Below are 24,608 nucleotides of genomic sequence, written 5' to 3' on the forward strand. Positions count from 1 at the left end.
GTGGTTCAGCTTAGGGGGTGGGCCGCGGCATTTTTGCCTCCAGCGCCTTGACGAAATTCGGGTCGATATCGGCTCGCTGCGGCGTGGCCTCGGCGAGTTTCAAACGCTTCCAGGCCATGGCGTAGTTGCCGCTGGTGTAGTCGGCAATCGCCCAGTTCTGCAGGTTCAGCGTATGGTTCGGGGCTTTTTGGTAGATGGCTTCATAACGCCTGACAGCCTCGGCCATCAGGGTTGGATTGCCCACCACGCCCGCCGCTATTCCAATCGTCCTGGCGTAATCGACGGCAAGATCGATGTCGCCGGGCGCCAGTTTTTCAACTTCGGCAAACAGGCCCAGTGAAGCAAGAAGGCCCTGGTCGCTGCTGGCGGAAGCTGCCGCCATGCCCCACAAGGCGGAAACGCTTTTCGGGTCGATCATCCAGGCCTGGTTGAAACGCCGCATGGCATTTTCCGGGTTGCCCTGGCGCAAAAACTGCCAGCCCCGTTCCGCAACATCTTTCGCCGCCTTCGGCCTGTCACCCGGGTAGCGAGCGTCAACCTCGACCAGGAATGCGGCGTCCGCCGCCTTCTGTTGTTCAGTCTTCTGCAGGTTGCCGTATTTGGGCAGCAGCGAGATGTCTTGCGAGAAGGCAAGACCACAGAAAAAAGCCAGCGCCGCAAAAAGCGTCCAGGTCCTGATAAGGGGAGTTGTCACGGTCATTTCCTTCCTGTCTCGTTGTGATGTTCTGCCGCCAGCCCCCGCCTCAAGGGGTCAAGCCGCTGAGGCCCGTCAACACCGGTTCGGGCGGCAGTTGCGTCAGCACCTCATCGTGGGGAGCGCCGGGGCTGTGCAGCGCGCTGAAGCGCTTTTCGCGCTCGTAGGGAAACACGTCGTGCACATGGCCGGCCTGGATGCGGGCCTGGTGTTTCTGCCAGAAATCGGCGTCCAGCAGGTTGGCGTGGTGCTTCATGAAGACCTCGCGCACCGCGTCGTTGCCGAGCAAAAAAGGCTCGAAGGTTTCGGGGAACACGTCCTTGGGGCCGACGGAGTACCAGACCTCGCCGCTCATCTCTTCTTCCTCGGTGCGGGCCTCGGGCACCTTGCGGAAGTTGCAGTCGGTGATGTATTCGATCTCGTCGTAGTCGTAGAACACGACCTTGCCGTGGCGCGTGATGCCGAAGTTTTTCCAGAGCATGTCGCCGGGAAAGATGTTGGCGGCGACCAGGTCCTTGATGGCGTTGCCGTACTCGACGACGGCGCGCTCTATCTGGTCCTTGGCGGCGGGCTCGTTGACGCCGGCGTCGAAGGCTTCCTGCAGGTAGATGTTGAGCGGGATCATGCGGCGCTCGATGTAGACGTGCTTGATGATGACTTCGGTCTGGCCGTCGCCGTCGCGGTCGCTGATCTCGAGCTGGCTGGGCGCGAACTTTTCGATTTCGGCGATGAGCTCGTCGTCGAAGCGGTCGCGCGGGAAGGCGACCTCGCTGTATTCCTGGGTGTCGGCCATGCGGCCGACGCGGTCGTGCTGCTTGACCAGCAGGTACTTGCCCTTGATCTGCTCGCGCGTGGTGTCTTTCTGCGGCGGGTAGTAGTCCTTGATGACCTTGAAGACGTAGGGAAAGGACGGCAGGTCGAACACCAGCATGACCATGCCCTTGATGCCGGGTGCGATGCGGAACTTGTCGGTGGAATGCCGCAGGTGGTACAGGAAGTCGCGGTAGAAAAGCGTCTTGCCCTGTTTGGCCAGGCCGAGCGCGTTGTAGATTTCGGCGCGCGGCATGTGCGGCATCATGCTGCGCAGAAACTGCACATAGGCCGAGGGTATGCCCATGTCGACCATGAAGTAGGCGCGGGCGAAGCTGAAGAGGATCAGCAGGTCATCCTCGCCGAACAAGGCCGCGTCTATGACCAGCTTGCCCGCCTTGTTGTGCAGCACCGGCAGCGCAAAAGGCACTTCGTTGAAGCCGTTGATGATCTTGCCGACGACGTAAGCGCCCTTGTTGCGGAAGAACAGGCTGGTCAGGACCTGGATCTGGAAGTTGGCGCGCAGCTTGACGTCGGCGAAGCGCTCGCTGATGGCCTCGAGCACGTAGCCGGCGTCGCGCTCGAGGTCGTCAAAGGGCAGGCGCAGGTCGAAGTCGCGCACCAGCTGCAGCAGCACCTCGCGCATGTTGTCGCGTGTGGGGTAGTAGGCGCGGTAGGTGGGCTGCGAGGCGAGCTCGTCGTTCTCGATGTACTCGGTGCTGACGGCCGGGCGCACGAAGATGAAGTCGTTCTGGAAGTAGCTGCGGTGCAGGATCTTGGTGGTGACCGAGTTGAAGAAGGTCTCGGCGAGTTCGGGCTGGTGGTGGTTGACCAGCAGGCCGATGTAATGGAGCTTGACCTGCTGCCAGACGTCCATGGGCTGCTCGCCTGCCTTGAACTCGCGCTCCAGCCGGGTGGAGGCCTCGCGCACGCGCAGGTCGTAGAACTCGATGCGCTCGCGCTGGGCGCGCTGCTGGCCGTGCCAGTCTGCCGTTTCAAAGCGGTGCTTGGCGCGCGCGGACTCGGTGCGAAAGAGCTGGTAGTGGCGGTTGAAGCCGTCCATCATCGCCTTGGCGATGTCGTAGGCGATGCTCGAGTCCAGGCGCTGGGGGAACATGGCGGCTTCCGCTCAGACCAGCTGCTGCTGCGTGCCGCCGCCGACGCGGGCCATCCACACGTCCCAGACGCGGTCTACGGCCTTGCTGTAGAGCATGTCGAGTTCAGCGGGCCCGGAGACGCTCATCTGCAGATCCTGCAGCAGGCCGTCGTGCACGCCGAAGGCCCAGCCGTGCACGGTGACCTCCTGGCCGCGTGCCCAGGCGTCGACCATGACGGTGCTGACCGAGACGTTGACCACCTGCTCGATGACGTTGATGTCGCACAGGGCCTGGGCGCGCACTTCCTCAGGGAGGCTGTCGAGCAGCTGGCGGTGGCGGTGGCGCACGTCCTGGATGTGGCGTATCCAGTTGTCGGCCAGGCCGATGCGCGCGCCTTCAAGCGCGGCCTGCACGCCGGAGCAGCCGTAGTGGCCGACGACCATGATGTCCTTGACCTTGAGGCGCTCGACGGCGAACTGGATGGCCGAGAGTGCGTTGAGGTCGGAATGCACGACGATGTTGGCGACGTTGCGGTGCACGAAGACCTCGCCGGGCTCGAGGCCGGTGATCTGGTTGGCGGGCACGCGGCTGTCGGAGCAGCCTATCCACATGTACTTGGGCGTCTGCTGCTTCACCAGGCTGGTGAAGAAGCCGGGCCGTTCGGCTTCCATCTGCGCGGCCCAGGCGCGGTTGTGGGCGAAAAGGTCTTGGAGCGAGGTGGTCATGGGCGTATTTTCACCTGCCTGCGGAGATGCCGCCCGGGAAGCGGCTGAATGTCATGTTTCATCGAACCCCCTCGGCTTCAAAAGGGCTTTCTCGGCCAGGCATTTTTCCGTCATGATGGCGAGTTCCTTGTCGCTGTGCGGGTCCGAAGGTGTGGGGTTAGCCCCGGACTTCACGATCGATGCATCGATCAACAAAGGCCCTTCGCCGGAAAAATCGCAGACAAACCGGTATTTGCCGTCAGAAAGCGAGGCGGTCAGCAGCTTCCGGGTCTGGTGCATCTTGCCGCTCTGGTAGCACCACCTGCCCACTTCACCGTCACCCTGGACCAGCCCGGTCAGGCAGCGGTCCCCTTCGCGTTCATAGAAGGCGGCCGTGCCTCCCGTGAGAAGTGGGCGCAGGTTCTTGAAGTCGGGCGTTGGGCCGTGCGAATACATCAACTGCTGGGCGGGAAAAGGAGTTGCGGCGCCATGGGGGTATTCAAACAGCGTGAGGTTTCCCATGCTTGCCCACTTGAACTGCTCACATCCCGTGTGAATCGCCTGGCCCTTGGCGGTAAAACCCATGGGTTCGTCAAGGTCGATGCTGACGGTTGTGCCGTCCCGCAAGGTGAGGCCGACGGCGTACGCCGCGAAACGGCCTTTGAGGGCGAGAACGGCTTCCTCGGAGGTCTCCCCCACTCTTGAGGCATCCAGAAATACGTTGACGGCCTTACCCCGCAGCGATTCGGGGACGCCGCATTCGAACGTAGCGTCGGCTTGCGGCACTGCCGCGTAGGGCAAGGGCTCATCTTTTTCGCATGCACCGAGAAGCGCGGCAAGCACGAGCATGGGAAGCCACTTCGCCGTCCGGCGCATCGCGGGCATCGCAGGTATCAACACATCCATGGAGAAGACCACTTTCGGCATCGGCCTCACATGGTCTCAGCGAACAGCTCGCGCCCTATCAGCATGCGGCGTATTTCGCTGGTGCCGGCGCCGATTTCATAGAGCTTGGCGTCGCGCCAGAGGCGGCCCAGCGGGTAGTCGTTGATGTAGCCGTTGCCGCCGTGGATCTGCAGCCCCTCGCCGGCCATCCAGGTGGCTTTTTCAGCGCACCAGAGGATGACGGAGGCGCAGTCCTTGCGGACCTGGCGCACGTGGTCGGTGCCCAGCATGTCGAGGTTTTTGGCGACGGTGTAGGCGAAGGCGCGGCCGGCCTGCAGCACGGTGTACATGTCGGCGACCTTGCCCTGGATCAGCTGGAACTCGCCGATGCTCTGGCCGAACTGCTTGCGGTCGTGGATGTAGGGCACGACGCTGTCCATGACGGACTGCATGATGCCCAGCGGGCCGCCGGTGAGCACGGCGCGCTCGTAGTCGAGGCCGCTCATGAGCACCTTGGCGCCGCTGTTGAGGCCGCCCAGGATCTGGCTGGCAGGCACTTCGACGTTGTTGAAGACCAGCTCGCCGGTGTGGCTGCCGCGCATGCCGAGCTTGTCGAGCTTTTGCGCGACGGAAAAGCCCTTCATGCCTTTTTCGATCAGGAAGGCGGTGACGCCGCGCGCGCCGAGTTCGGGTTCGGTCTTGGCGTAGACGACCAGGGTGTCGGCGTCGGGGCCGTTGGTGATCCACATCTTGCTGCCGTTGAGCAGGTAATAGCCGCCCTTGTCCTCGGCCTTGAGCTTCATGCTGATGACGTCGCTGCCGGCGCCGGGCTCACTCATGGCGAGCGCGCCCACGTGTTCGCCGCTGATGAGTTTGGGCAGGTATTTTTTGCGCTGCTCGTCGCTGCCGTTGCGCTTGATCTGGTTGACGCAGAGATTGCTGTGCGCGCCGTAGGACAGGCCGACGGAAGCGCTGGCGCGGCTGATCTCTTCCATGGCGATCATGTGGGCCAGGTAGCCCATGTTGGCGCCGCCGTATTCCTCGCCCACGGTGATGCCGAGCACGCCGAGCGCGCCCATTTTTTGCCACAGGTCCATGGGGAACTGGTCGCTGCGGTCGACCTCGGCCGCGCGCGGGGCGATTTCGGCCTGCGCGAATTCGCGCACCGCGTCGCGCAGGGCGTCGATGTCTTCACCGAGCATGAAGTTGAGTCCGGGCATATTGGTCATGATGGGCTTTCTGGGAACGAACTATGGGTTGGACGGGTCAGTAGGTCTTGGGCACGGGCACCAGGGTCTGCTGCATCAGGGCGCAGGCGCTTTCCTTGCCGCCGGGGGCGACGTGCGTGACTTCGGCGGTGGTGACGATGATGCGCTTGCCGGCCTTGGCGACACGGCCCAGGGCGCGCAGCTCGCCGTCCTTGAAACCTGCCATGAAGTTGATCTTGTATTCGACGGTGGTGACTTCGGAATCTTCGGCTGCGACGGTGAGGGCCGCGTAGCCGCCGGCGATGTCGGCCAGCGCGCCCATGGCGCCGCCGTGAAAGCCGCCCTGCTGCTGCGTGACGCGCTCCGAATAGGGCAAGGCAACCTCGCAGAGGCCGGGCTCCACGCGCAGCAGCCGGGCGCCCAGGTGCTGCATCAGGCCCTGGCGCAGGAAGCTGGCTTCGATGCGCTGGAACAGGGCTGTTGGCGTGGCGAGTGCATTCATGGAGGGCCTTTTGAAACGTGCGGAAGGCGGTTTCTGTTGGGTTTGTCGAATTGACGTTTACGTAAACGTCAATTATGCCTGCTGACAGAAGAGCTGTCCAAGGGCGGCGAAAGCTTCGCGCGCGACCTGAGAGTCCGGGCGATCGCGTCCCGAAGGGGAAAAAGATGCGCATCGCCGGCAAACTGCGCTTCCCGTGAATTGCCCGTATGCACAATCACCATGCGGGCGACGGGGTCGACGAAGATGTTCTGGCCGCCGACGCCCCAGAAGAAAGACCGGCCGCCAGCCGCTTGCGGAATCCAGACGTGCAGCCCATAGAACGGAGTCCCTTTGGGCTGCGGCTTGTCGGGCCGCAGCATGACCATCTCGTCGATCCAGGCCGCGGGCACGAGCTGCTCGCCTGCCACCTGCCCCCGGTTTAGCATCAGTGCCCCCAATCGGCCATAGTCGCGCAGACGCGCGACAAATTGGCCTTGAACGCCCTCCTCGCCGTGCAAGTTCTTGATCCAGAAGCCGCTGCCCTCGGCCCCGATGCGCGACCAGATCTTGTCCTCCAGGTAACCGGTGTTGCTCATGCCGGTGCGCTCGCTCAACACCAGGCCGAGCAGCGCGGTTACTGCGCCGTTGTAGTTGAAGGTCTTACCGGCGGGTGATCGGTCCGTCTTCTCCTTCAGGTAGCGTCGCATATTCTGGCGTGGTGAGACGGTGGGGTCGGTCGCGCGGTTGTCCGATATCGCGCCCGCCCCGTAGGCGACATGAAGCTGGGCCCCGGTGGTCATCCGCAAAAGATCCTCCACTGTGTCGTCGGCAAATGCGCTGGCTTCGAAGTCGGGCAGGACCTGTCTGACGGTGGTGTCCAGCGTCAGCTTGCCTTCCGCGACCGCCACGCCGACCAGAAGCGAGAGGATCGTCTTCGACATGGACGCGGAAAGCAAAGCGTCCTGGCTTCCGGTTCCCTGGAGATATCGCTCGTAAACGATCCGATCCTCATGCAGGACGAGAAATCCCGTCGTGCAAAAACGCGTCAGGTAATCCTCAAGCGAATGGGTTTCGGAATCCCCGGCGACGCGATAGGTGACATTCTCCAGCGGCGCCCCACGGCTGAAGACCCGCGGCGCATCCCCCGCTCTTGCTTCTTTGAACGGAAATCGTTGCTGGGTGTTGAGGAACGAACCGGTACACCCCTGCTGGGCCGCCGCGAGGGCGGGCAAGCCCATCGCGAGCAGGACGCAGGTCGCGCGGCGCAAGGAATCGAGTGCCATGAATCTCGGCGGGCGGCAGGCCAACTGCTACGCCGACGGCCTCGCCTTTTCGGTTTTGGCGAGCAGGGCCTTGGCTTCTTTTTCGTGGGTGCGGATTTCGTCGAGGTTGGCTTGCAGGTCGAGCATCTGGGCCTCGAGCTTCTTGCGGTGCTCCGTCAGGATGGCCAGGAATTTCTTGAGCTGCGGCGCGGTGTCGCGCGGGCTGTCGTAGGAGTCGATGATTTCCTTGGCCTCCACCAGCGACAGCCCGAGGCGCTTGGCGCGCAGCGTGAGCTTGAGCCGGGTGCGGTCGCGCGCGGTGTAGACGCGGTTGCGGCCGCCCGCCCCTTCGCGCTGCGGCTGCAGCAGGCCCATGTCTTCGTAGAACCGCATGGCGCGCGTGGTCAGGTCAAATTCTTTTGCCAGGTCGCTGATGGTGTAGGTGGTGGCCATGGTGTGAAGTCTTGTGCAAACCCTGTGCAAACGCGGGCGACAGCGCGGAACGGGTGCTGTCCCTACAATGCCTGTGTATGACGTTTACGTAAACGTCAAATATACCGCGAATATTGCCATGAACCTCCTCGAGCAGCAACTCCACTACCCCTTCGGCGACACCCTTCCAGCGCTGGGCACGACGCTGGAGGTGGCGCCCGGCGTGAAGTGGATACGCATGGCGCTGCCCTTCGCGCTGGACCATATCAACCTGTGGCTGCTGCGCGATGAAATGGACGACCCGAACCGGCCGGGCGCGAAGCTCCAGGGCTGGACCATCGTCGATTGCTGCATCAGCCGCGAGGAATCAAAAGCCCAGTGGGAAGCGATTTTTGCGACGCAGCTCGAAGGCCTGCCGGTGCTGCGCGTGATCGTGACGCACATGCACCCCGACCACATCGGCCTGGCCCACTGGTTGTGCGAACGCTGGGCCTGCCGCCTGTGGGTCAGCGCCACCGACTACCACTCGGCGCGCATAGGCTCGCAGAGCACCACGGGTTTCGGCGGCGAAAGCGCCGCGCGCTTTTTTGCCTCGCACGGCCTGGTGGATCCGGAATCCATCGAAAAGATCCGCGGCCGGGCCAGCTACTACCCGGGCATGGTGCCCTCGGTGCCGGCAAGTTATGTGCGCATCATGGACGGCATGGCGGTGCGCATAGGCGGGCGCGACTGGCGCTGCATCAGCGGCTACGGCCACGCGCCCGAGCACATCGCGCTGTATTGCCAGGAGCTTGACACGCTGATCAGCGGCGACATGGTACTGCCGCGCATTTCGACCAATGTGAGCGTCTACGACATGGAGCCCGAGTCCAACGCGCTCACGCTGTTCCTGGAATCCATCGACAAATTCCTGCCGCTGGACAAGGACACGCTGGTGCTGCCCTCACACGGCAAGCCGTTCCGCGGCCTGCACACCCGCATAGGCCAGTTGCACGACCACCACCGCGACCGCCTCGCCGAAGTCATGCAGGCCTGCGAAGCGGCACCCTGCAGCGCCGCCGACATCCTGCCCATCATGTTCCCCCGCAAGCTGGACCTGCACCAGACCACCTTCGCCATGGGCGAAGCGGTGGCGCATCTGCATGCGCTGTGGTTCGGCGGCAAGCTCACCCGACGGTTAGACCTGGACGGGATTTACCGCTTCAACAGCGTGTGACGTAGGGCTCTCCAACCAAGCAGGGGCCGCGGAACTGGCTTTGCCAGGCCGCAGGCGCAGCGCCCCCTCGGGGGGCAGCGCATTACACGAAGTGAAAAGCGTGGGGGCCTAATGCCGCCACTTGCGATTGGCCGTGACCAAAGCCGTGACATAGCCATGCAACCAGTCGAAGTTGATCGGCTTTTGCAGCAGGTGGGCTTCGGCCGGAAGGCCGCCGCGCGCCTTGACGGCTTCGGGCGCCAGGCCGCTGATGACCACGATCTGCATGTCCGAGAGCTGCAGGTTGCGTTTGCAGGCCTTGAGCATTTCGATGCCGTCGACGCCGGGCATGGACAGGTCGGTGATCAGCAGGTCGGGCCGCATGCTCGCGATGTCCATCATGGCTTCGAGCGCCGAGGGCATGAAGGTGCAGTCGACCGGCAGGTCCCAGTCCTCGAACTGGCAGCGGTAGAGCTCGCGGGTGTTCTCGTCGTCCTCCACCATCAGCACGCGCAGGCGGTGCTTGGGGTCGGTGTCCGCCCGCGAGAGTTGCGGGTTGTTCTTGGCAAGGTAAGCGTTGATGGATTGCAGCGCGATGCGGCGATGGCCGCCCAGCGTTTTCCAGGCCTCGATCTCGCCTTTTTCCACCAGCGATTGCACGGTGGCGACGGACAGGCCCAGCAGCTTGGCCGCATAGCTGGTGCCGCAGTAATCCTCGCTCGAGAAATCCGAAGCGGTGATGGCGGCCTCGAAGGACTTGGGTTCACGCATGGTCAGTCTCGTAAAGGATTGTTTTTCGCATTTTTCGCATTTTAATCAATTCGTTCTAAAAAGCCCTAGAAAAAACACGAGAAAAGAGGTGAAAACATCCTTCTGTGCGGGTAATTACTCCCGATCAGGACACATCGCGTCACATCAGGACACATCAGGACGTCTGCGGCGTTTTCGGCAGGGTGAAGAAAAAGGTCGCGCCCTGGCCGGGTGAGGACTCCGCCCACAGCCTGCCGCCGTGGCGCTTGATGACCCGGCTGGAGGTGGCCAGGCCTATGCCGGTGCCGGGAAACTCCGAGGCGGCATGCAGGCGCTGGAAGGGGTTGAAGAGCTTGTCGGCGTAGGCCATGTCAAAACCGGCGCCATTGTCGCGCACAAAGTACACGGGAAGCCCCGCGGCGTCCTGGGTATGGCCGACGGTGATCTCGGCCACGCCCTCGTGGGAGCTGAACTTCCAGGCGTTGCCGAGCAGGTTTTCCATGACCACGCGGACCAGCCGGGCGTCGCCGTGGGCCTTCAGCCCTTTTTCGATGCTCACCACCGCCTTGCGTTCGGGGTCGCGCGACTGCCACTCGTCCATGATGCTGCGCGCCAGCGCCGACAGGTCCACCGTCTTGTTGCTCAGGGGCGCGCGCGACACCTGCGCCAGCGACAGCAGGTCTTCGATCAGCTGGCCCATCTGCGCCACGCCGGCCTGGATGCGCGACAAGTAGTGCGTGACCCTGTCGCCGGCGTCGGCGCCCAGCTGCTTGGCCAGCAGGCGGCTGAAGCCGTCCACGGTGTTGAGCGGCGAACGCAAGTCGTGCGACACCGAATAGGAAAAAGCCTCGAGCTCATGGTTGGACAGCCGCAAGGCGGCTTCGATGGCCTTGATCTCGGTGATGTCGGCGTCTATGCCGACCCAGAAAGCCACCTGGCCCTGTTCGTCCAGCACGGGCGACGCACGGTAGGACATGGTGTGGGTGCTGCCGTCGCGGGCCAGCACGCGGCGTATGCCCATGTAGGGCGTCTGCGCGGCCTTGGCGGTCACCCACGTGGCCTGGACGTCGGGAAGGTCCTCGGGATGGATGACGGAGAACCACTGGGTGCCGGTCCAGTCCTCAAGCTTGCCGCCGACCAGGTCGAACCAGGCGCGGTTGAAGTAGGTGGCCGCGCCGTCGGGGTCGATGGTCCACACCACCTGGGGCGCCTGCTCGGCCAGCGCGCGGAACAAGGCCTGCTGGCGCTCCAGCGCCAGCGTGCGCTCTGCCACCTTCTGCTCCAGCCCGGTGTTGAGCTGGCTGACTTCCTCGAGCAGGCGGGCGTTCTCGATGGCGATGGATGCCAGTTGCGCGAGTTCGAGCGCGACGTATTCGTCCTGCTGCGTGAACTCGCCTTCGTACTTGTCGGACAGCTGAAGCAGGCCGATGTTGCGGCCGTCGCGCCCGGTCAGCGGCACGGCCAGCCAGCCGCGCATGGCGGGGTGTTTGTCGGCATAGCTGCCGAAACCGCGCCAGCGCGGATGGGCTTCGAGCTCGGCCTGCGTCATGCGCATGGAGCGGTTGGTCTGGCAGACCATCGCATAGATGCCGGTGCCGTCGGGCGGCTCGATGAGGTCGCGGTATTTCGCGTATTTGTCGGACAGCGAGAGCGCGTTAATGGCCTGCTTCCAGTCGTTGCTGACGGTCAGGCTGACGATGGACTGGTGGGCGCCCACCACGCCCCTGGCCTGTTCGGCGACCTCATGCATGGTGCCTTCCAGCGTCTGGTGCCAGGTGATGGCCTGCGCGGCGTCGGCGGCGCGCTGCAGGGTGAACAGGTGCTCCTGCACGTCGCGCTCGGCCTTGCGCTGGGCCGTGATGTCCATCGCCAGCACAAACCGGGCGGGCACGCCGGCGTACTGGATGGGCCGCGACACGGCGTGGACGGAAAAAACCGAGCCGTCCTTGCGGCGGTGCTGCCAGTCGCCTTTCCTTTCGACCGAGTCGTCTTCAAGCGCTCGCTCCAGGCGAGAGTGCTCGACCTCGGGACGGATATCGAACAGGGTCATGCCCAGGAATTCGGCCGACGAGTAGCCGTAGCTGTCCACCGCCGCCTTGTTGACGTTGAGGAAACGCTTGGTGGCGACGTCGAACACCCACATGGGCACCGGCGCCATTTCAAACAGGGCCGCATAGCGCTGCTCGCTGTCCATCAACGCCTGCTCGGCCCGCTTGCGCTGCGTGACATCGCGCTCCACCGCCACCCAGTGCGTGAAAAGGCCCTTGGCGTCGGCGATGGGGACGATGTCGAGGTCGACCCAGAACTCCTCGCCGCCCTTGGTGTAGTTGATCAGTTCGGCTCGCACCGGCAGCCATGCCTCCAGCGCAGCGCGGATGCGGTCGAGTTCGGCCCGCTGTGTGTTGGGGCCCTGCAGCAGGCGCGGCGTCCGGCCCAGCACTTCTTCGCGGGTGTAGCCGGTGCGGCGCTCGAAGGCGTCGTTGACGAAGACGATGCGCGGGCCGGGCGCGTCGATCGGCCCGGCCTCGGTGATCAGCACGATGTCGTTGAGGCGGGAGACGCAGGACTCCAGCAGGCGCAGGTGCTCCTGGGCCTGGTGCTGCTCGGTGATGTCCTGCAGCACGCCGACGAGGCTCACGACCTTGCCGTCCCGCTGCAGCGCGCGGCCCCGCGTGCGCACCCAGATGCGCCGGCCCTTCTCGGTGATGAGCGGCAGCTCGAGGTCCCATGGCGTGCCGTGAAGGAAGGCGGCTTCAGCCGCGGCCCTGACGACAGGCTGCGCTTCCGGCGCATAAGAACGGATCGCATGCCCTATGCTCAGCCTGGCTCCGGGTTCCAGGTCATGGATGCGGTAGATTTCCTGGGACCAGTACGGCGTCATGGTGTCGACCTGGACTTCCCACCCGCCGATTTTGGCGAGCTCGCCGGTGCGGTTCAGCAGCTCGGTGCCGCGGGCAATTTCCAGTTCCGCCTGCTTGCGGTCGGTGATCTCCTGGAGCACGCCGGAGCGGCGCGGCTCATGCCCCGGCTGGCCGTCCTGCCGCTCGTGGGCGCGGCCCATCAGGTGGATCCAGCGCACCTCGCCGGCCGCCGTGATGACGCGGAACTCGACGTCCAGCGGCAGGCCGCCCTCGACGGCGGCGTCGCGCCTGGCCTTGAAGTCCTGGCGGTCGCCGGGATGAATGAGCCGCAGGAAGGCTTCGCGGCTGGCGGCGAACGCCGCCTTGTCCACGCCGAGCAAGTCATAGACCTCGTCGGACCACCAGGTCTTCTCAGTGCGGACGTCGAGCTGCCAATACCCTATGCGCCCCAGCCGCTGGGCATCCTGCAGCCTGCGCTGTATGGCTTCGCTGTTCGCCAGTTCCGCCTCCAGGGCGCCGCGGTGCTTCTGCAGCGATTCGGCCATGCGGTTGAAGCCGGCGGAGATCCGGGAGAACTCCCCGCCGTCATCGGACGGGCTGACCGGGATGCGCACGTCCAGCCGCCCGTCCTCGATGAGCCGGGTCGCCTTTAGGATGTTGCGCGTGGGAAGCACGATGGCGCGCCCGCCCATCATCCAGGCGAGCAGGCCGCTCAGGAAGGCCAGCGAGGACAGAACACCAAGCTCCAGCCACAGCTGGCGCTGGGTGGCGCCCACGACGAGGTTGTGGTCCAGGCTGACCGCCACAAAAAACGCCTCGCCTGCGTTACTGCTGCTGGGCATGTAGGCCCACAGCCGGCGCTTGCCCGCGCCGTCCGGGCCGTCGGCCGTGCCGGTGCGCATGGCCTTGACCGCCTCGCGCAGCACCGGGCTGGCGGCCTTCTGGCCAATGCGGATAGGCAGGGCCGGTTTTCCGGCCAGCAGCACGCCGTTGCGGTCGTGGATGCCGAGTGCGGCGCCGGGCGGCAACTCGATGCCCAGCGCCGACTTGGCCATTTCGGCCAGGTCCACCGACGCATAGGCCACCATCAGGACATGCCCCTCGCGGTCCAGCAGGGGGAGCGCGAAGCTGATGGAGGGTATGCCCGTGGCGCGGCCCACGATGTATTCGCCGGTCACGAAGCTGCGGCGGGCCACGGCTTCGCGGAAATACGCGCGGTCACCCAGGTAGTTCAGCGTCGAATTGGGAATCCCATTGCACAGCGCCCGGCCATCCATGCCCACAATGCCCAGGTTGGCGTACAGCGGGAACTGCCGGTTCAGCTCCACCAGGTAGGCGTCGCAGCGCCCGCCCCTGCCGCCTTTGACGGTTTTGCCGGCCTCGTCGCTCAGCAACTCGGGCGCATGGACGACGGCCGTGAGCACCTGGCGTGCCGTCTCGGCCAGCTGCTGCTGGTTGGAGGCCGCCAGCGAGGCCGCGAACTGCAGGTCGGTCATGGCCCGCTCGACGGCTATATCGGCGTTGTAGACAGCCTTGAAGATGGACAGGCCGAACAGCGGAACAATCGCGGCCAGCACCAGAATGACGAGGCGGGTCCGCAGCGTGATCTGAACCTTCATCGCGGCCATCTCTCAGGAGCCCGCCAAAGCCGCGCGGGCGCCCTGCATCGCAGGAATCTCAACCGGCCGCGATGGATTCATTGACATCCAGCCAATAGGCCTGGAGCCGCTGGAGTTTTTCCGTGAGGTCTCCGAAATCCACGGGCTTGCGGACAAACCCGTTGGCGCCGGCCTGGTAGCAGGCCACGATGTCGGAGCGCTCGCTGGAAGACGTCAGCATGACCACCGGCACCAGGGCCGTGAGCGGGTTGGCGCGCACGCTGCGCAGCACATCCAGCCCCGACAGCTTGGGCAGCTTCATATCCAGCAGGATGAACGAGGGCTGCCGCTGCGTGTCGCGCCCCGCGTGGCTGCCCTGCCCGAAGAGATAGTCAAGCGCCTGCACGCCGTCGCGGGCAACCGCGATCTCGGCGGTGACGCCCTGCTCCTCCAGAGTCAGGACGGTCAGCTCCAGGTGGTCGGGATTGTCTTCAACTACGAGTATGAGCTTGTCGTTCATGGAGGTGCTTGAGAAGTACGACATCAATTCCCTGGGGGTTCTGGCATTTTTGATATTTTTGTCATATTACCAAGTAACGCTGACATGTACTACTTTGTTATCGATGATCCCCCAAAGGCCAAGGTTTGGCCCCGCACAGCCTCTGCGGCATGCGCACTCCGCTATCTACCAGCGTGGAATCGCTTCGTCTTTGAGCTGGCCGCGCAATTCGGCGTAGTCGGGCACGATGGTGCGCACCGTGTCCCAGAAGCGCGGGCTGTGGTCCATCACGCGCAGGTGGCTCAGTTCATGCACCACCACATAGTCGATCACCGACTGCCTGAAATGGACCAGCCGCCAGTTCAGCCGGATGGAACCGTCGGCGCTGGCGCTGCCCCAGCGCGTGCCGGCGCTGGACAGGCTGAGCTTGTGCCACTGCACGCCGAGTTGCGGCGCGAAATGGTTGAGCCGCTCGATAAAGATCCGCTTGGCCTGGCGCATCAGCCAGGCCTGCACGGCATCGCGGATCTGCTCGGCCGACGCGTGGTGGGGCAGGCCCACGTGCAAGGTCAGCTGCGCCACGCCGGGCAGCGTGTCGTTGGCCGCATCGCCGTTGCCTTGCAGCAGCACCTCGGGCATGCTGGGCGTGTGGGTCTTGAGCTCGGCGCCCACGCCGCCGAAAGCGTGCCGCGGGTCTATCACCACGATGACCTGGTCGCCCAGGAAAGGCAGGGTGGTGCCGTCCTTCCACTCGATACGCGCGGACTCCATGCGCTCGTGGCGCTCACGGGTCTCCTGCAGCTTGGCGAGTATCCAGCCGGACTTTTCAAGCACGGCCTTGTCGATCTCATAGAGCGGCACCCACTTGGGCGCGCTCACCGTGAGGCCGTCGGCACCGGCTGAAAAACCGATGGTCTTGCGTTTGCTGCGCCGGAATTCGTAGGCCACCAGGATGCCGTCCAGTACAGACTCGCGCGTGGCGCGCGGATGGCGGAAGGTGGCCGGCGCCAGCGCCTGCTGCAGGCTTTGGGCGGGAAGCTGCGGCCCGATGAACTCGGCTTCGGCCTCGGCGGCCGGCTGCGGCCGCGGGACGGAAGCCACCGGTTTGGGGGAGCGCGGCTTTGCCGGGGGCTTGCCGGTTTTCGGGCCCGCGCTGCGGACCGGCGGCGCGGGATGGGCGTCAAACAGGTCGAGCGTGAACTGGAGAAGCCGTTGCATCACGTCAGTTTAGCGCGGCGCGATTAGCGCAGGCACCGCTCAGGTATTCGACACGGCGGGCGCGTAGGCCTCGGGATCGAGCCGGTGCATTTCCGATTCGATCCAGGCTTCCACTTCGCGCATCAGTTCGTCCGGCTGCCGGCCCGCGCTGGGGATGGGCTTGCCGATGGAGATGTCGACAATGCCCGGCTTCTTGATGAAGGCCTTGCGCGGCCAGCATTTGGCCGAGGTCACGGCGATGGGGATCACCGGCGCGCCGGTTTCGATGGCCAGGCGCGTGCCGCCCGATTTGTAGGTGCCCTTCTGGCCGCGCGGGATGCGCGTKCCTTCGGGAAACATGATGACCCAGRTGCCYTGCGCCAKCAGGCGCTTGCCCTGCATCACGACCTTGTTGAAGGCCTGGGCACGCTGGCTGCGGTCGATGTGGATCATGTCCATGCGCGCCATCGCCCATCCGAAGAAGGGCACATACAGCAGCTCTTTCTTGAACACGTAGGCCAGCGGATGCGGCATCAGCGTGGGCATGCACAGGGTCTCCCAGGTGCTCTGGTGCTTGAGCAGCAGCACCGCGGCGCTGGTTTCGCCGGTGGGCAGGTTTTCCATGCCGGTCACGCGGTTCTTGATGCCCAGGATGAAGGTGCCGCCGCTGACCGCCACGCGCAGCCAGCCCGCGCACATCCAGTACATGGTGGTGCTGCTGACGAAGAGCGACGCGATGACCACGAAGGTGGCCCACGGAATGATGGTGACGGACATCCACAAAAGGTGCAGGACGGAGCGGATAAAGGGCATGTGCGAGCTTCCGGCTATCGGGTCAGGTTGTAAGGGGCGGCAAGCGGTTTTCCGCGGAACGCGCGATGTTCAGATGGCCACCGGCAGCGGCCGTGCGCCGCGTTCCAGCAGGAAATCGGCGAAGGCCGGCAGGTCCGCATGCAGCGTGGTGCCCGCCGGCAGGCCCTCGGGCTGGCCGCCACCCCGGTACTGGGCCGACTTGCCCGTGAGCACCAGGTGCGGCTCGCAGCCGGCCGCGGCGCCGGCCTGCAGGTCGCGCAGCGAATCACCGACCGTGGGCACACCCGCCAGCTGCACGCCGAAGCGCGCGCCTATCTGCTCGAACAGGCCGGGCAAAGGCTTGCGGCAGATGCAGCTTTCCTCGGGGCTGTGGGGGCAATAAAACACCGCGTCGATACGGCCGCCGACGGCGGCCAGCATCTTGTGCATCTTGGCGTGCATGGCGTTGAGCGAGGCCACGTCGAACAGGCCGCGCCCCAGGCCTGACTGATTGGACGCGATCACCACATGCCAGCCCGCATGGTTGAGCCGCGCGATCGCCTCCAGCGAACCGGGCAGCGGCAGCCATTCGTCCGGCGATTTGACGAAGTCGTCGCTGTCGCTGTTGATGGTGCCGTCGCGGTCGAGGATGACGAGTTTCATGGTGTTGCCTTTAAAAACTCAGGAGGCCAACTTGGAGAGGTCGGCCACGCGGTTCATGGCCTGATGCAACGTTGCCAGCAAACCGAGCCGGTTCGCGCGCAGCGCCGGGTCTTCGGCATTGACCATCACACCGTCGAAGAAGGCATCAACCGGCGCCTTCAAGGCGGCCAGCGCCTGTAGCGAGGCGGCGTAATCGCCGGAGGCAAAAGCGGCTTCGGCCTTGGGGCCGACAGTCTTCAATGCGTCGGCGAGCGATTTCTCGGCGGCCTCCTGCAGCAGTTCAGGCTTGATGGCGGCCTCGACCGTGCCTTCGGCCTTCTTGAGGATGTTGCCGACACGCTTGTTGGCGGCCGCGAGGGCCGGCGCTTCGGGCAGCGCGGCAAAGGCGCGCACGGCCGCCAGGCGCTTGGCGACGTCGCCCAGGCGCTGGGGTTTGAGCGCGAGCACGGCATCGACCTCCTGCGCGCTATAGCCTTGCTCACGCAGGGAACCGGCGAGGCGGTCGTAGATGAACGTTTCCAACGGATCTATAGCCGCACGTTCGATATTTTTAAATGCCGCCGCGCTCAAATGAAGCAAATCGTTCAATTTCAGCGACAGATCTTTCTCAACCAAGATACGAATCACGCCCAGCGCATGGCGGCGCAGCGCAAAGGGATCTTTGTCGCCAGTCGGCAAGTTGCCAATGCCGAACATGCCGACCAGGGTTTCGAGCTTGTCGGCCAGCGCGACGATCACTCCAACGTCGCCACGCGGCAACTCGTCGCCAGCAAAACGTGGCTTGTAGTGATCTTCAATGGCATCGGCAATATCGAGAGGTAACCCATCGTTTATCGCGTAATAGCGGCCCATGATGCCCTGCAACTCAGGGAACTCGCCGACCATGTCTGTTACCAAATCTGTCTTAGCAAGCTCCGCAGCCTTTTGAGCATGCACAGCCAAAGTCGAATCACCTGCAACTGCCACTAGCATCCCGATTTCGGCAGCAATGCGACTCACACGAATGACTCGGTCGCCCTGGCTTCCGAGCTTGTTGTGATACACCACCTTGCCCAGGCCTTCGACGCGCGAGGCCAGGGTTTTCTTGCGGTCCTGGTCGAAGAAGAATTTGGCATCGGCCAGGCGCGGGCGCACCACGCGCTCGTTGCCGCCGACCACCGCGCTGGCATCCGTGGGGCTGATGTTGCTGACCACCAGAAACTTGTTGGTCAGCTTGCCTGCGGCATCGAGCAGCGGGAAGTATTTCTGGTTGGCCTTCATCGTGAGAATCAGGCATTCCTGCGGCACGCCCAGGAATTCTTTCTCGAACTCACAGACCAGCACATTGGGGCGTTCGACCAGCGCGGTCACCTCGTCGAGCAGCGCGTCGTCTTCAATCGCCTTCACGCCACCGCCGACCTTGGCCGCGGCGGCCGCCAGCTGGCGCGCGATCTCGGCCTTGCGCTCGGCAAAGCCGGCAATCACCGCGCCGTCTTTTTGCAGCGTGGCGGCGTAGCTGTCGGCGTCTTTCAACAGCACCGGGTCCACCGCGGCTTCAAAGCGGTGGCCGTGCGTGCTGTTGCCGGCCTTCAGGCCCAGCGCTTCAATTGGGACCACCGTGCTGCCATGCAGCGCGACCAGGCCATGGGCCGGGCGCACAAACTTCACGTCGCTCCAGCCGTCAGCCAGCTGGTAGGTCATGAGCTTGGGAATCGGCAGTTTGGCGATGGCTTCGAGCAAGGCCTTTTGCAGGCCCTCAGCCAAGGTCGCGCCCTTCACGGTGCTGTCGTAAAACAGGGCCTCGGCCTTGCCGTCAGGCGCGCGCTTGAGGCCGGCCACGGCCGACGCGTCAGCGCCCAGCGCTTGCAGCTTCTTGAGCAGCGCGGGCGTGGCATTGCCGGAAGCATCCAGGCCCACGGCCACCGGCATGAGTTTTTGGGAGACAGCCTTGTCGGCGGCCTGGGCGGCCACCGCCGTGACGTGCGCGGCCAGTCGGCGCGGCGAGGCGAAAGCGGTCAGCGCCGAGCCGGCCGCCGTCAGGCCCTGGGCCTTGAGCTGCTCGAACAGCACGCCGGCAAAAGCGTCGCCAAGCTTTTTAAGCACCTTGGGCGGCAGCTCTTCGACAAACAGTTCTACGAGAAGGTTTTGGGTCGTCATCGTCATCGCTCTCACGCAGCCTTCTTCGTCATCGGAGTCATTTGTTCCACCCACTCGCGTGGCGCCATCGGGAAGCCCAGGCGTTCGCGGCTTTCGTAATAGCTTTGCGCCACGGCGCGGGCCAGGTTGCGGATGCGGCCTATGTAGGCGGCGCGTTCGGTCACGCTGATGGCGCCGCGCGCGTCCAGCAAATTGAAGCTGTGCGCGGCCTTGAGCACCTGCTCGTAGGCCGGCAGGGCCAGTTGCACCTCTATCAGGTGCTTGGCCTGCTTTTCATGCGCCGTGAAGGCGGTGAACAGGAAGTCGGCGTCGCTGTGCTCGAAGTTGTAGGTGGACTGCTCGACCTCGTTTTGTTTGTAGACGTCGCCGTAGCTCAGTTTCGAGCCGTCGGCGCCTTCGGTCCAGACCAGGTTGTAGACGTTGTCCACGCCCTGCAGGTACATGGCCAGGCGCTCCAGGCCGTAGGTGATTTCGCCGGTCGCGGGTTTGCAATCGATGCCGCCGACCTGCTGGAAGTAGGTGAACTGCGTGACTTCCATGCCGTTGAGCCAGACTTCCCAGCCCAGGCCCCAGGCGCCCAGCGTGGGGTTTTCCCAATCGTCCTCGACGAAGCGGATGTCGTTTTTCTTCAGGTCAAAGCCCAGGGCCTCGAGCGAGCCGAGGTAAAGCTCCAGGATGTTGGCAGGCGCGGGCTTGAGCACGACCTGGTACTGGTAATAGTGCTGCAGGCGATTCGGGTTCTCGCCGTAGCGGCCGTCCTTGGGGCGGCGGCTGGGCTGCACATAAGCGGCTTTCCAGGGCTCGGGGCCCAGCGCCCGCAGAAAGGTCGCGGTGTGCGAGGTGCCGGCGCCGACCTCCATGTCATAGGGCTGCAGCAGCGCGCAGCCCTGGGCGTCCCAGTAGGACTGCAGCTTCAAGATGATTTGCTGGAAAGTAAGCATAGAAGTGGGTTGAGGGCAAAAGCACGGCGCCTGTGGAGGCGCCGGGAAGGCCAGGCCGCACCGGGCGGCTGTGCCAAAGCGGTCATTTTACGCGGCGACGGCGCGCGGGCGCCGCGGCAGTTGCCTCGGGCGGCACATACCAGGCGGGCCCGGCCTTGAAGGCCTCGGCCAGGAAATCCACCATCACGCGGACCTTGGCGCTCAGGTGGCGGCGGCTCGGGTAGACGGCCAGCACGTCGATGTCGGGCATACGGTAGCCCGGCAGCAGCGGCAGCAGGCGCCCCGCGCGCAGGTCCTCACCGACCAGAAAAGCCGGCTGCCAGATGATGCCCTGCCCGGCCAGGGCGGCCTCGCGCGCCGTGTCGCCGTTGTTGGCATGCATGACGTAGTTGACCCTGACCTGGTGCGGGTGCGCCTGTTCGTCGACAAAGTGCCATTCGTTGGCGGTGGCGGCATAGGTGTAGCCCAGGCAGCGGTGCGCCGCGAGATCGGCGGGCACCCGCGGCGTGCCATGCTGTTGGAGGTAGGCGGGCGCGGCGCAGACGATGTTGCAGGAGGTGGCCAGCTTGCGCGCCGCATGGGTGGCCGGGCCGGTGCGCGAGATGCGGATGGCCAGGTCGTAACCCTCTTCCACGATGTCGACCACGCGGTCGCTGAGCGCGATGTCGAGCTCCACGTCCGGGTAGCTTTGCATGAAGCGCGGCCACAACGGCGCCAGCTGGCGTATGCCGAAGCTCACGGGCGCGTTGATGCGCAGGCGCCCGCGCGGCTGCAGGGTGGCCGACGAGGCCAGCGCCTCGGCATCGGCGACCTCCTCGAGGATGGACTTGCTGCGCTCGTACAGCGCCTCGCCGCTTTCGGTGAGCGAGAGCTTGCGCGAACTGCGGTTGAGCAGGCGCGTGCCGAGGTGCGCCTCAAGTTCGTTGATGTAGCGCGTGACGTTGGCCGGCGAGGTGTCCAGCGCATCGGCCGCGCGCGTGAAACTGCCGCGCCCCACGACGGCGGCAAACACTTCAAAGGCACGCAAACGGTCCATGGCGGCTTCCCCTGTCCTTGAAATTCATAAAACCTGAATGATTAAAACACTTTTCAGGCATTCCTCCCACAGAACGTAAACCGTACATTGAACACATCGGCAGGCGAACAACACAGGCCGACCCGGAAGTTTTATCAACTCACTCGAACAGGACACTGAAATGACCACGCAAACGACCTCCTCACCTTCCACCGCAAAACGCTTTGACAACAAAACCGTGCTCGTCACCGGCGGCAACAGCGGCATAGGACTGGCCACCGCACTGCAATTCGCCGGGCAAGGCGCCCGGGTCGTCATCACCGGCCGCGACCAGGCGTCGCTGGACAAGGCCAAAGCCCAACTGGGCACAGGCGCCATCGCCCTGCGCAACGACGCAGGGGCCAGCGGCTCGGCCAAGGCGCTGGCCAGCGCACTGGCCGCAGAAGGCATCACGCTGGACGCCGTGTTTATCAACGCCGGCGTCGCCAAATTCGCGCCGCTCGAAAGCGTGGACGAAGCGCTGTGGGATCAGACCTTCAACGTCAACATCAAAGGCGCTTTCTTCGCGATCCAGGCGCTGTCGCCGCTGCTGAACACGGGCGCGGCCGTCATCCTGAACGGTTCCATCAACGCCCACATCGGCATGCCCAACTCCAGCGTCTACGCCGCCAGCAAGGCCGCGCTGATTTCGCTGGCCAAAACGCTGTCGGCCGAACTGGTGGTGCGCGGCATCCGCGTCAACGTGGTGAGCCCCGGCCCGGTGCAAACGCCGCTGTACGGCAAGCTCGGCGTGSCGGCCGACCAGCTGGATGCGCTGGCCGCCGGCATCCAGGCGCAAGTGCCGGTCAAGCGCTTCGGCACACCGGATGAGGTGGCCGGCGCCGTGGTCTACCTGTCATCGCCGGAAGCCGCGTTTATCGTGGGAACGGAACTGATCGTCGACGGCGGCATGAGCCAACTCTAAGCCTTCCCCTCGCAAATGAAAAAGGGCGATGCCGTTGCCGGCACCGCCCTTTTCCGCTATGCCACGAAGGCTCAGTACTGCCAGAAGATGCGCTGCAGTTCCTTGCTGTCGATGTTCTTCGTCAAGGCCACGGCCGCCAGGATGCGGGCCTTCTGCGGGTTCAGGTCGTGCGCGACCACCCAGTCATATTTGTCGTCGGGCTGCTCGGCGTTGCGCAGCACAAAACCTTCAGGCACGCGCGAGGAGCGCACGACCTGGATGCCTTTGGCGCGAACTTCCTGCAGCGCGGGAACCACGCGGTCGGCCACCGAGCCGTTGCCGGTGCCGCCATGGATCAGGGCCTTGATGCCGGTCTTTCCGACAGAGTCCACCGCGGAACGCGGCACGTTGCCGTAACCGTAGACGATGTCCACCGGCGCGAGCGCCTCGAATTCATCGATATTGAATTCGGACTGGGCGGTGTGGCGTTTCACGGGCGCGCGGAACCAGTAATTCTGGCCTTCCACCACCATGCCCAACGGGCCCCACTGGCTCTTGAAGGCCTCGGTCTTGATGTTGATGGTCTTGGTGACATCACGGCCGCTCTGCAGCTCGTCGTTCATGGTGACCAGCACGCCCTTGCCGGCCGCGTCCTTGCTGGCGGCCACGCTCACGGCGTTGAACAGGTTCAGCGCGCCGTCGGCCGACAGGGCCGTGCCCGGGCGCATGGAGCCGACCACCACGATGGGCTTGCTGGTGCGGATCACGAGGTTCAGGAAGTAGGCGGTTTCTTCCAGCGTGTCGGTGCCGTGGGTGACGACGATGCCGTCCACGTCGGCCTGCTTGACCAGCGCCGAGATGCGCTTGCCCAGCTTCATGAGGTTGTCGTTGGTAAAGCTCTCGGAGGCGATCTGCGAGACCTGCTCGCCCTTGACGTTGGCCACATTGGCCAGCTCGGGCAGGCCGGCCAGCAGCTTGTCGACCGGCACTTTGGCGGCGGCGTAGGTGGCGCTGTTCAGGGCCGAGGCGCCGGCGCCGGCAATCGTGCCGCCGGTGGCCAGGATGACGACGTTGGGCTTGCCGGCCGTTTGCGCCAGCACGGAGGCCGGTACGCCCAGCGCGGTGAAGGCGGCGATGCCAAGCCCGGCGCCTATTTTGAGGAGGGTGGAGGTAATTTGCATGAGGTATTCCAGGAAAGGTGAAATTGTTCTGCCGGACCGCGGCACGCGCCGGACACCCCGTGAAAGGTGTCCATGCGCAGGGCCCGCGCCCCGATGTCTCCTCCGGCGCCAGGGCCAAAGGTGGCTCATCGTAGCCACGCCGCCGGGATGCGGCGATGCATAATGTAACGAGGGGTGTGACTAAAACTCACACCCCCCGGCAGCAGGCCTTCTTGCCGCGCCGTCACCCGGCAGAACGATGAACCTCAGGCAACTTGAAGTCTTCCAGGCCGTCATGCAGACGGGCAATATGAGCGCCGCCGCGCGGCTGATCTGCATCACGCCTTCGGCCGTCAGCAAGACCATTGCCCACACTGAACTGCAGCTGGGCTACAAGCTGTTCACGCGCGGCAAGGGCACGCTGGCGCCCACGCCGGAAGCGCGCGTGCTGTTCGAAGAATCCACCCTGATCCACCAGAAGCTGGATGGGCTCAAGCGCATCGCCGTGAACCTGCGGCAGGCCGCCGACGGCCAGGTGCGGCTGGCGGCCATCCCATCCATCAGCCACGAATTTTTACCCCTGGTGCTGGAGCGCCACATGGCGCGGCACCCGCGCGTGCGCGTCGAGGTGCGCACGCTGCACCAGGACCAGATGGTGCAGGCCCTGCTGACCCGCGGCGTGGACTTCGCGCTGGGGTTTTACGAACACCCGCATCCGCTGCTGACCAGCACTACCCTGGTGAGCGGGCCGCTCTACCTGGCGGTCACGCGCGAGATCTGGCTGCGCGCCGTGCGGGCGCGGCGGCAGAACCCGATGTCTTTCCTGGCCAGCATGCCGCTGATACGCCTGGTCGGTGAAGACCCGATGTGCCAGTCCATCGACGAACTTGCCCGCCACCTGGGCCTGAGCGCCCCGGCCGGCCTGCAGGTGCAGACCTCGCGGCTGGCGCTGGAGCTGGTCAAGCGCGGCATGGGCTGGACGGTGGTGGACTTCCTCACGGCCAGCAACCTGGACCCGGCATCGCTGACGGCGGTGCCGCTGCATGAGTTCGCCCACGCGCCGCTGCAGATGTATTTCGCCACCAGCACGCCGCCGGGGCAGGATGCATTGCGCATGCTGGAAATGCTTCCAGACCTATTGCATGGCGTAATGGCCTCGACGCACTGAGCACATCTAGCTCACCGCAGCACCCACCAGGCCAGCAGGGGCCGCGGAACTGGCTTTGCCAGGCCGCTGGCGCCGCCCCCTCGAGGGGGAAACAGGCTACACGCAGTGAGCCTGGAT

At 64.7% G+C, this 24,608-nt stretch carries 21 protein-coding genes; 3 read left to right on the plus strand and 18 right to left on the minus strand.

Annotated elements, in window-relative coordinates:
- Nucleotides 1-10: 10 nt before the first annotated feature.
- The 8 genes from AC1D1Y_RS02005 to AC1D1Y_RS02040 form a co-directional block, all read right to left on the minus strand.
- Entirely contained in the window at nt 11-694 is a 684-nt protein-coding gene (locus AC1D1Y_RS02005) for a hypothetical protein (protein WP_477680882.1), read from the minus strand.
- Nucleotides 695-743: 49 nt separating this feature from the next.
- Nucleotides 744-2,621 carry a bifunctional isocitrate dehydrogenase kinase/phosphatase gene (gene aceK, locus AC1D1Y_RS02010; RefSeq protein ID WP_477680883.1) on the minus strand — a complete coding sequence of 626 codons (1,878 nt, stop codon included), beginning with the start codon at nt 2,619-2,621 and terminating at the stop codon, nt 744-746.
- A 12-nt stretch (nt 2,622-2,633) separates the two neighbouring features.
- The gene (gene can / locus AC1D1Y_RS02015; RefSeq protein WP_477655045.1) at nt 2,634-3,326 is read right to left on the minus strand and encodes a carbonate dehydratase; all 693 of its coding nucleotides are present in this window, start codon (nt 3,324-3,326) and stop codon (nt 2,634-2,636) included.
- 51 nt (nt 3,327-3,377) lie between these two features.
- Nucleotides 3,378-4,232: a hypothetical protein gene (locus AC1D1Y_RS02020; RefSeq protein WP_477680884.1), complete on the minus strand. Its 855-nt coding sequence runs from the start codon at nt 4,230-4,232 to the stop codon at nt 3,378-3,380.
- 5 nt (nt 4,233-4,237) lie between these two features.
- Nucleotides 4,238-5,419, minus strand: coding sequence for an isovaleryl-CoA dehydrogenase (locus AC1D1Y_RS02025; protein WP_436156017.1), 1,182 nt, complete (start codon nt 5,417-5,419; stop codon nt 4,238-4,240).
- Between the two features lie 37 nt (nt 5,420-5,456).
- Nucleotides 5,457-5,900 (minus strand): PaaI family thioesterase, encoded by a 444-nt coding sequence (locus tag AC1D1Y_RS02030; RefSeq protein ID WP_477680885.1) that lies wholly within the window; start codon nt 5,898-5,900, stop codon nt 5,457-5,459.
- Nucleotides 5,901-5,968: 68 nt separating this feature from the next.
- Nucleotides 5,969-7,162, minus strand: coding sequence for a serine hydrolase domain-containing protein (locus AC1D1Y_RS02035; RefSeq protein ID WP_477680886.1), 1,194 nt, complete (start codon nt 7,160-7,162; stop codon nt 5,969-5,971).
- A 27-nt stretch (nt 7,163-7,189) separates the two neighbouring features.
- A complete protein-coding gene (locus AC1D1Y_RS02040) occupies nt 7,190-7,594 on the minus strand; it encodes a MerR family transcriptional regulator (RefSeq protein WP_477680887.1) in 405 nt (134 codons plus the stop codon).
- Between the two features lie 118 nt (nt 7,595-7,712).
- Here AC1D1Y_RS02040 and AC1D1Y_RS02045 point away from each other — a divergent pair, with 118 nt between their 5' ends.
- Nucleotides 7,713-8,789, plus strand: coding sequence for an MBL fold metallo-hydrolase (locus AC1D1Y_RS02045; protein ID WP_477680888.1), 1,077 nt, complete (start codon nt 7,713-7,715; stop codon nt 8,787-8,789).
- A 108-nt stretch (nt 8,790-8,897) separates the two neighbouring features.
- Here AC1D1Y_RS02045 and AC1D1Y_RS02050 read toward each other — a convergent pair whose 3' ends face one another.
- The 9 genes from AC1D1Y_RS02050 to AC1D1Y_RS02090 all read right to left on the minus strand — a co-directional run bounded on the left by AC1D1Y_RS02050 (nt 8,898) and on the right by AC1D1Y_RS02090 (nt 21,241).
- Nucleotides 8,898-9,539 (minus strand): response regulator, encoded by a 642-nt coding sequence (locus AC1D1Y_RS02050; RefSeq protein WP_477655049.1) that lies wholly within the window; start codon nt 9,537-9,539, stop codon nt 8,898-8,900.
- 154 nt (nt 9,540-9,693) lie between these two features.
- A complete protein-coding gene (locus tag AC1D1Y_RS02055) occupies nt 9,694-13,998 on the minus strand; it encodes a PAS domain S-box protein (RefSeq protein ID WP_477680889.1) in 4,305 nt (1,434 codons plus the stop codon).
- 58 nt (nt 13,999-14,056) lie between these two features.
- The gene (locus tag AC1D1Y_RS02060; RefSeq protein WP_436156012.1) at nt 14,057-14,497 is read right to left on the minus strand and encodes a response regulator; all 441 of its coding nucleotides are present in this window, start codon (nt 14,495-14,497) and stop codon (nt 14,057-14,059) included.
- Between the two features lie 165 nt (nt 14,498-14,662).
- Nucleotides 14,663-15,694, minus strand: coding sequence for a M48 family metallopeptidase (locus tag AC1D1Y_RS02065; protein WP_477680890.1), 1,032 nt, complete (start codon nt 15,692-15,694; stop codon nt 14,663-14,665).
- Between the two features lie 39 nt (nt 15,695-15,733).
- Nucleotides 15,734-16,486, minus strand: coding sequence for a lysophospholipid acyltransferase family protein (locus AC1D1Y_RS02070; protein ID WP_477680891.1), 753 nt, complete (start codon nt 16,484-16,486; stop codon nt 15,734-15,736).
- A gap of 69 nt (nt 16,487-16,555) precedes the next feature.
- Nucleotides 16,556-17,128 carry a D-glycero-beta-D-manno-heptose 1,7-bisphosphate 7-phosphatase gene (gmhB, locus tag AC1D1Y_RS02075; protein ID WP_477680892.1) on the minus strand — a complete coding sequence of 191 codons (573 nt, stop codon included), beginning with the start codon at nt 17,126-17,128 and terminating at the stop codon, nt 16,556-16,558.
- A gap of 18 nt (nt 17,129-17,146) precedes the next feature.
- The gene (gene glyS / locus AC1D1Y_RS02080; RefSeq protein ID WP_477680893.1) at nt 17,147-19,264 is read right to left on the minus strand and encodes a glycine--tRNA ligase subunit beta; all 2,118 of its coding nucleotides are present in this window, start codon (nt 19,262-19,264) and stop codon (nt 17,147-17,149) included.
- 11 nt (nt 19,265-19,275) lie between these two features.
- On the minus strand, nt 19,276-20,205 hold the full coding sequence (gene glyQ / locus AC1D1Y_RS02085; protein ID WP_477680894.1) for a glycine--tRNA ligase subunit alpha: 930 nt from the start codon (nt 20,203-20,205) through the stop codon (nt 19,276-19,278).
- An 82-nt stretch (nt 20,206-20,287) separates the two neighbouring features.
- Nucleotides 20,288-21,241, minus strand: coding sequence for a LysR family transcriptional regulator (locus AC1D1Y_RS02090; RefSeq protein WP_477680895.1), 954 nt, complete (start codon nt 21,239-21,241; stop codon nt 20,288-20,290).
- A gap of 160 nt (nt 21,242-21,401) precedes the next feature.
- Between AC1D1Y_RS02090 and AC1D1Y_RS02095 the strand changes: the two genes are divergently transcribed.
- Nucleotides 21,402-22,184, plus strand: a complete 783-nt coding sequence (locus AC1D1Y_RS02095; RefSeq protein WP_477680896.1) for an SDR family oxidoreductase — start codon at nt 21,402-21,404, stop codon at nt 22,182-22,184.
- 71 nt (nt 22,185-22,255) lie between these two features.
- On the opposite strand, the gene AC1D1Y_RS02100 is transcribed toward AC1D1Y_RS02095, so the two are convergent.
- Entirely contained in the window at nt 22,256-23,344 is a 1,089-nt protein-coding gene (locus tag AC1D1Y_RS02100) for an asparaginase (protein ID WP_477680897.1), read from the minus strand.
- Between the two features lie 238 nt (nt 23,345-23,582).
- Between AC1D1Y_RS02100 and AC1D1Y_RS02105 the strand changes: the two genes are divergently transcribed.
- Nucleotides 23,583-24,491: a LysR family transcriptional regulator gene (locus AC1D1Y_RS02105; RefSeq protein ID WP_477680898.1), complete on the plus strand. Its 909-nt coding sequence runs from the start codon at nt 23,583-23,585 to the stop codon at nt 24,489-24,491.
- The last annotated feature ends 117 nt before the right edge of the window (nt 24,492-24,608 follow it).

Source organism: Polaromonas sp. P1_G1, from assembly GCF_056405595.1.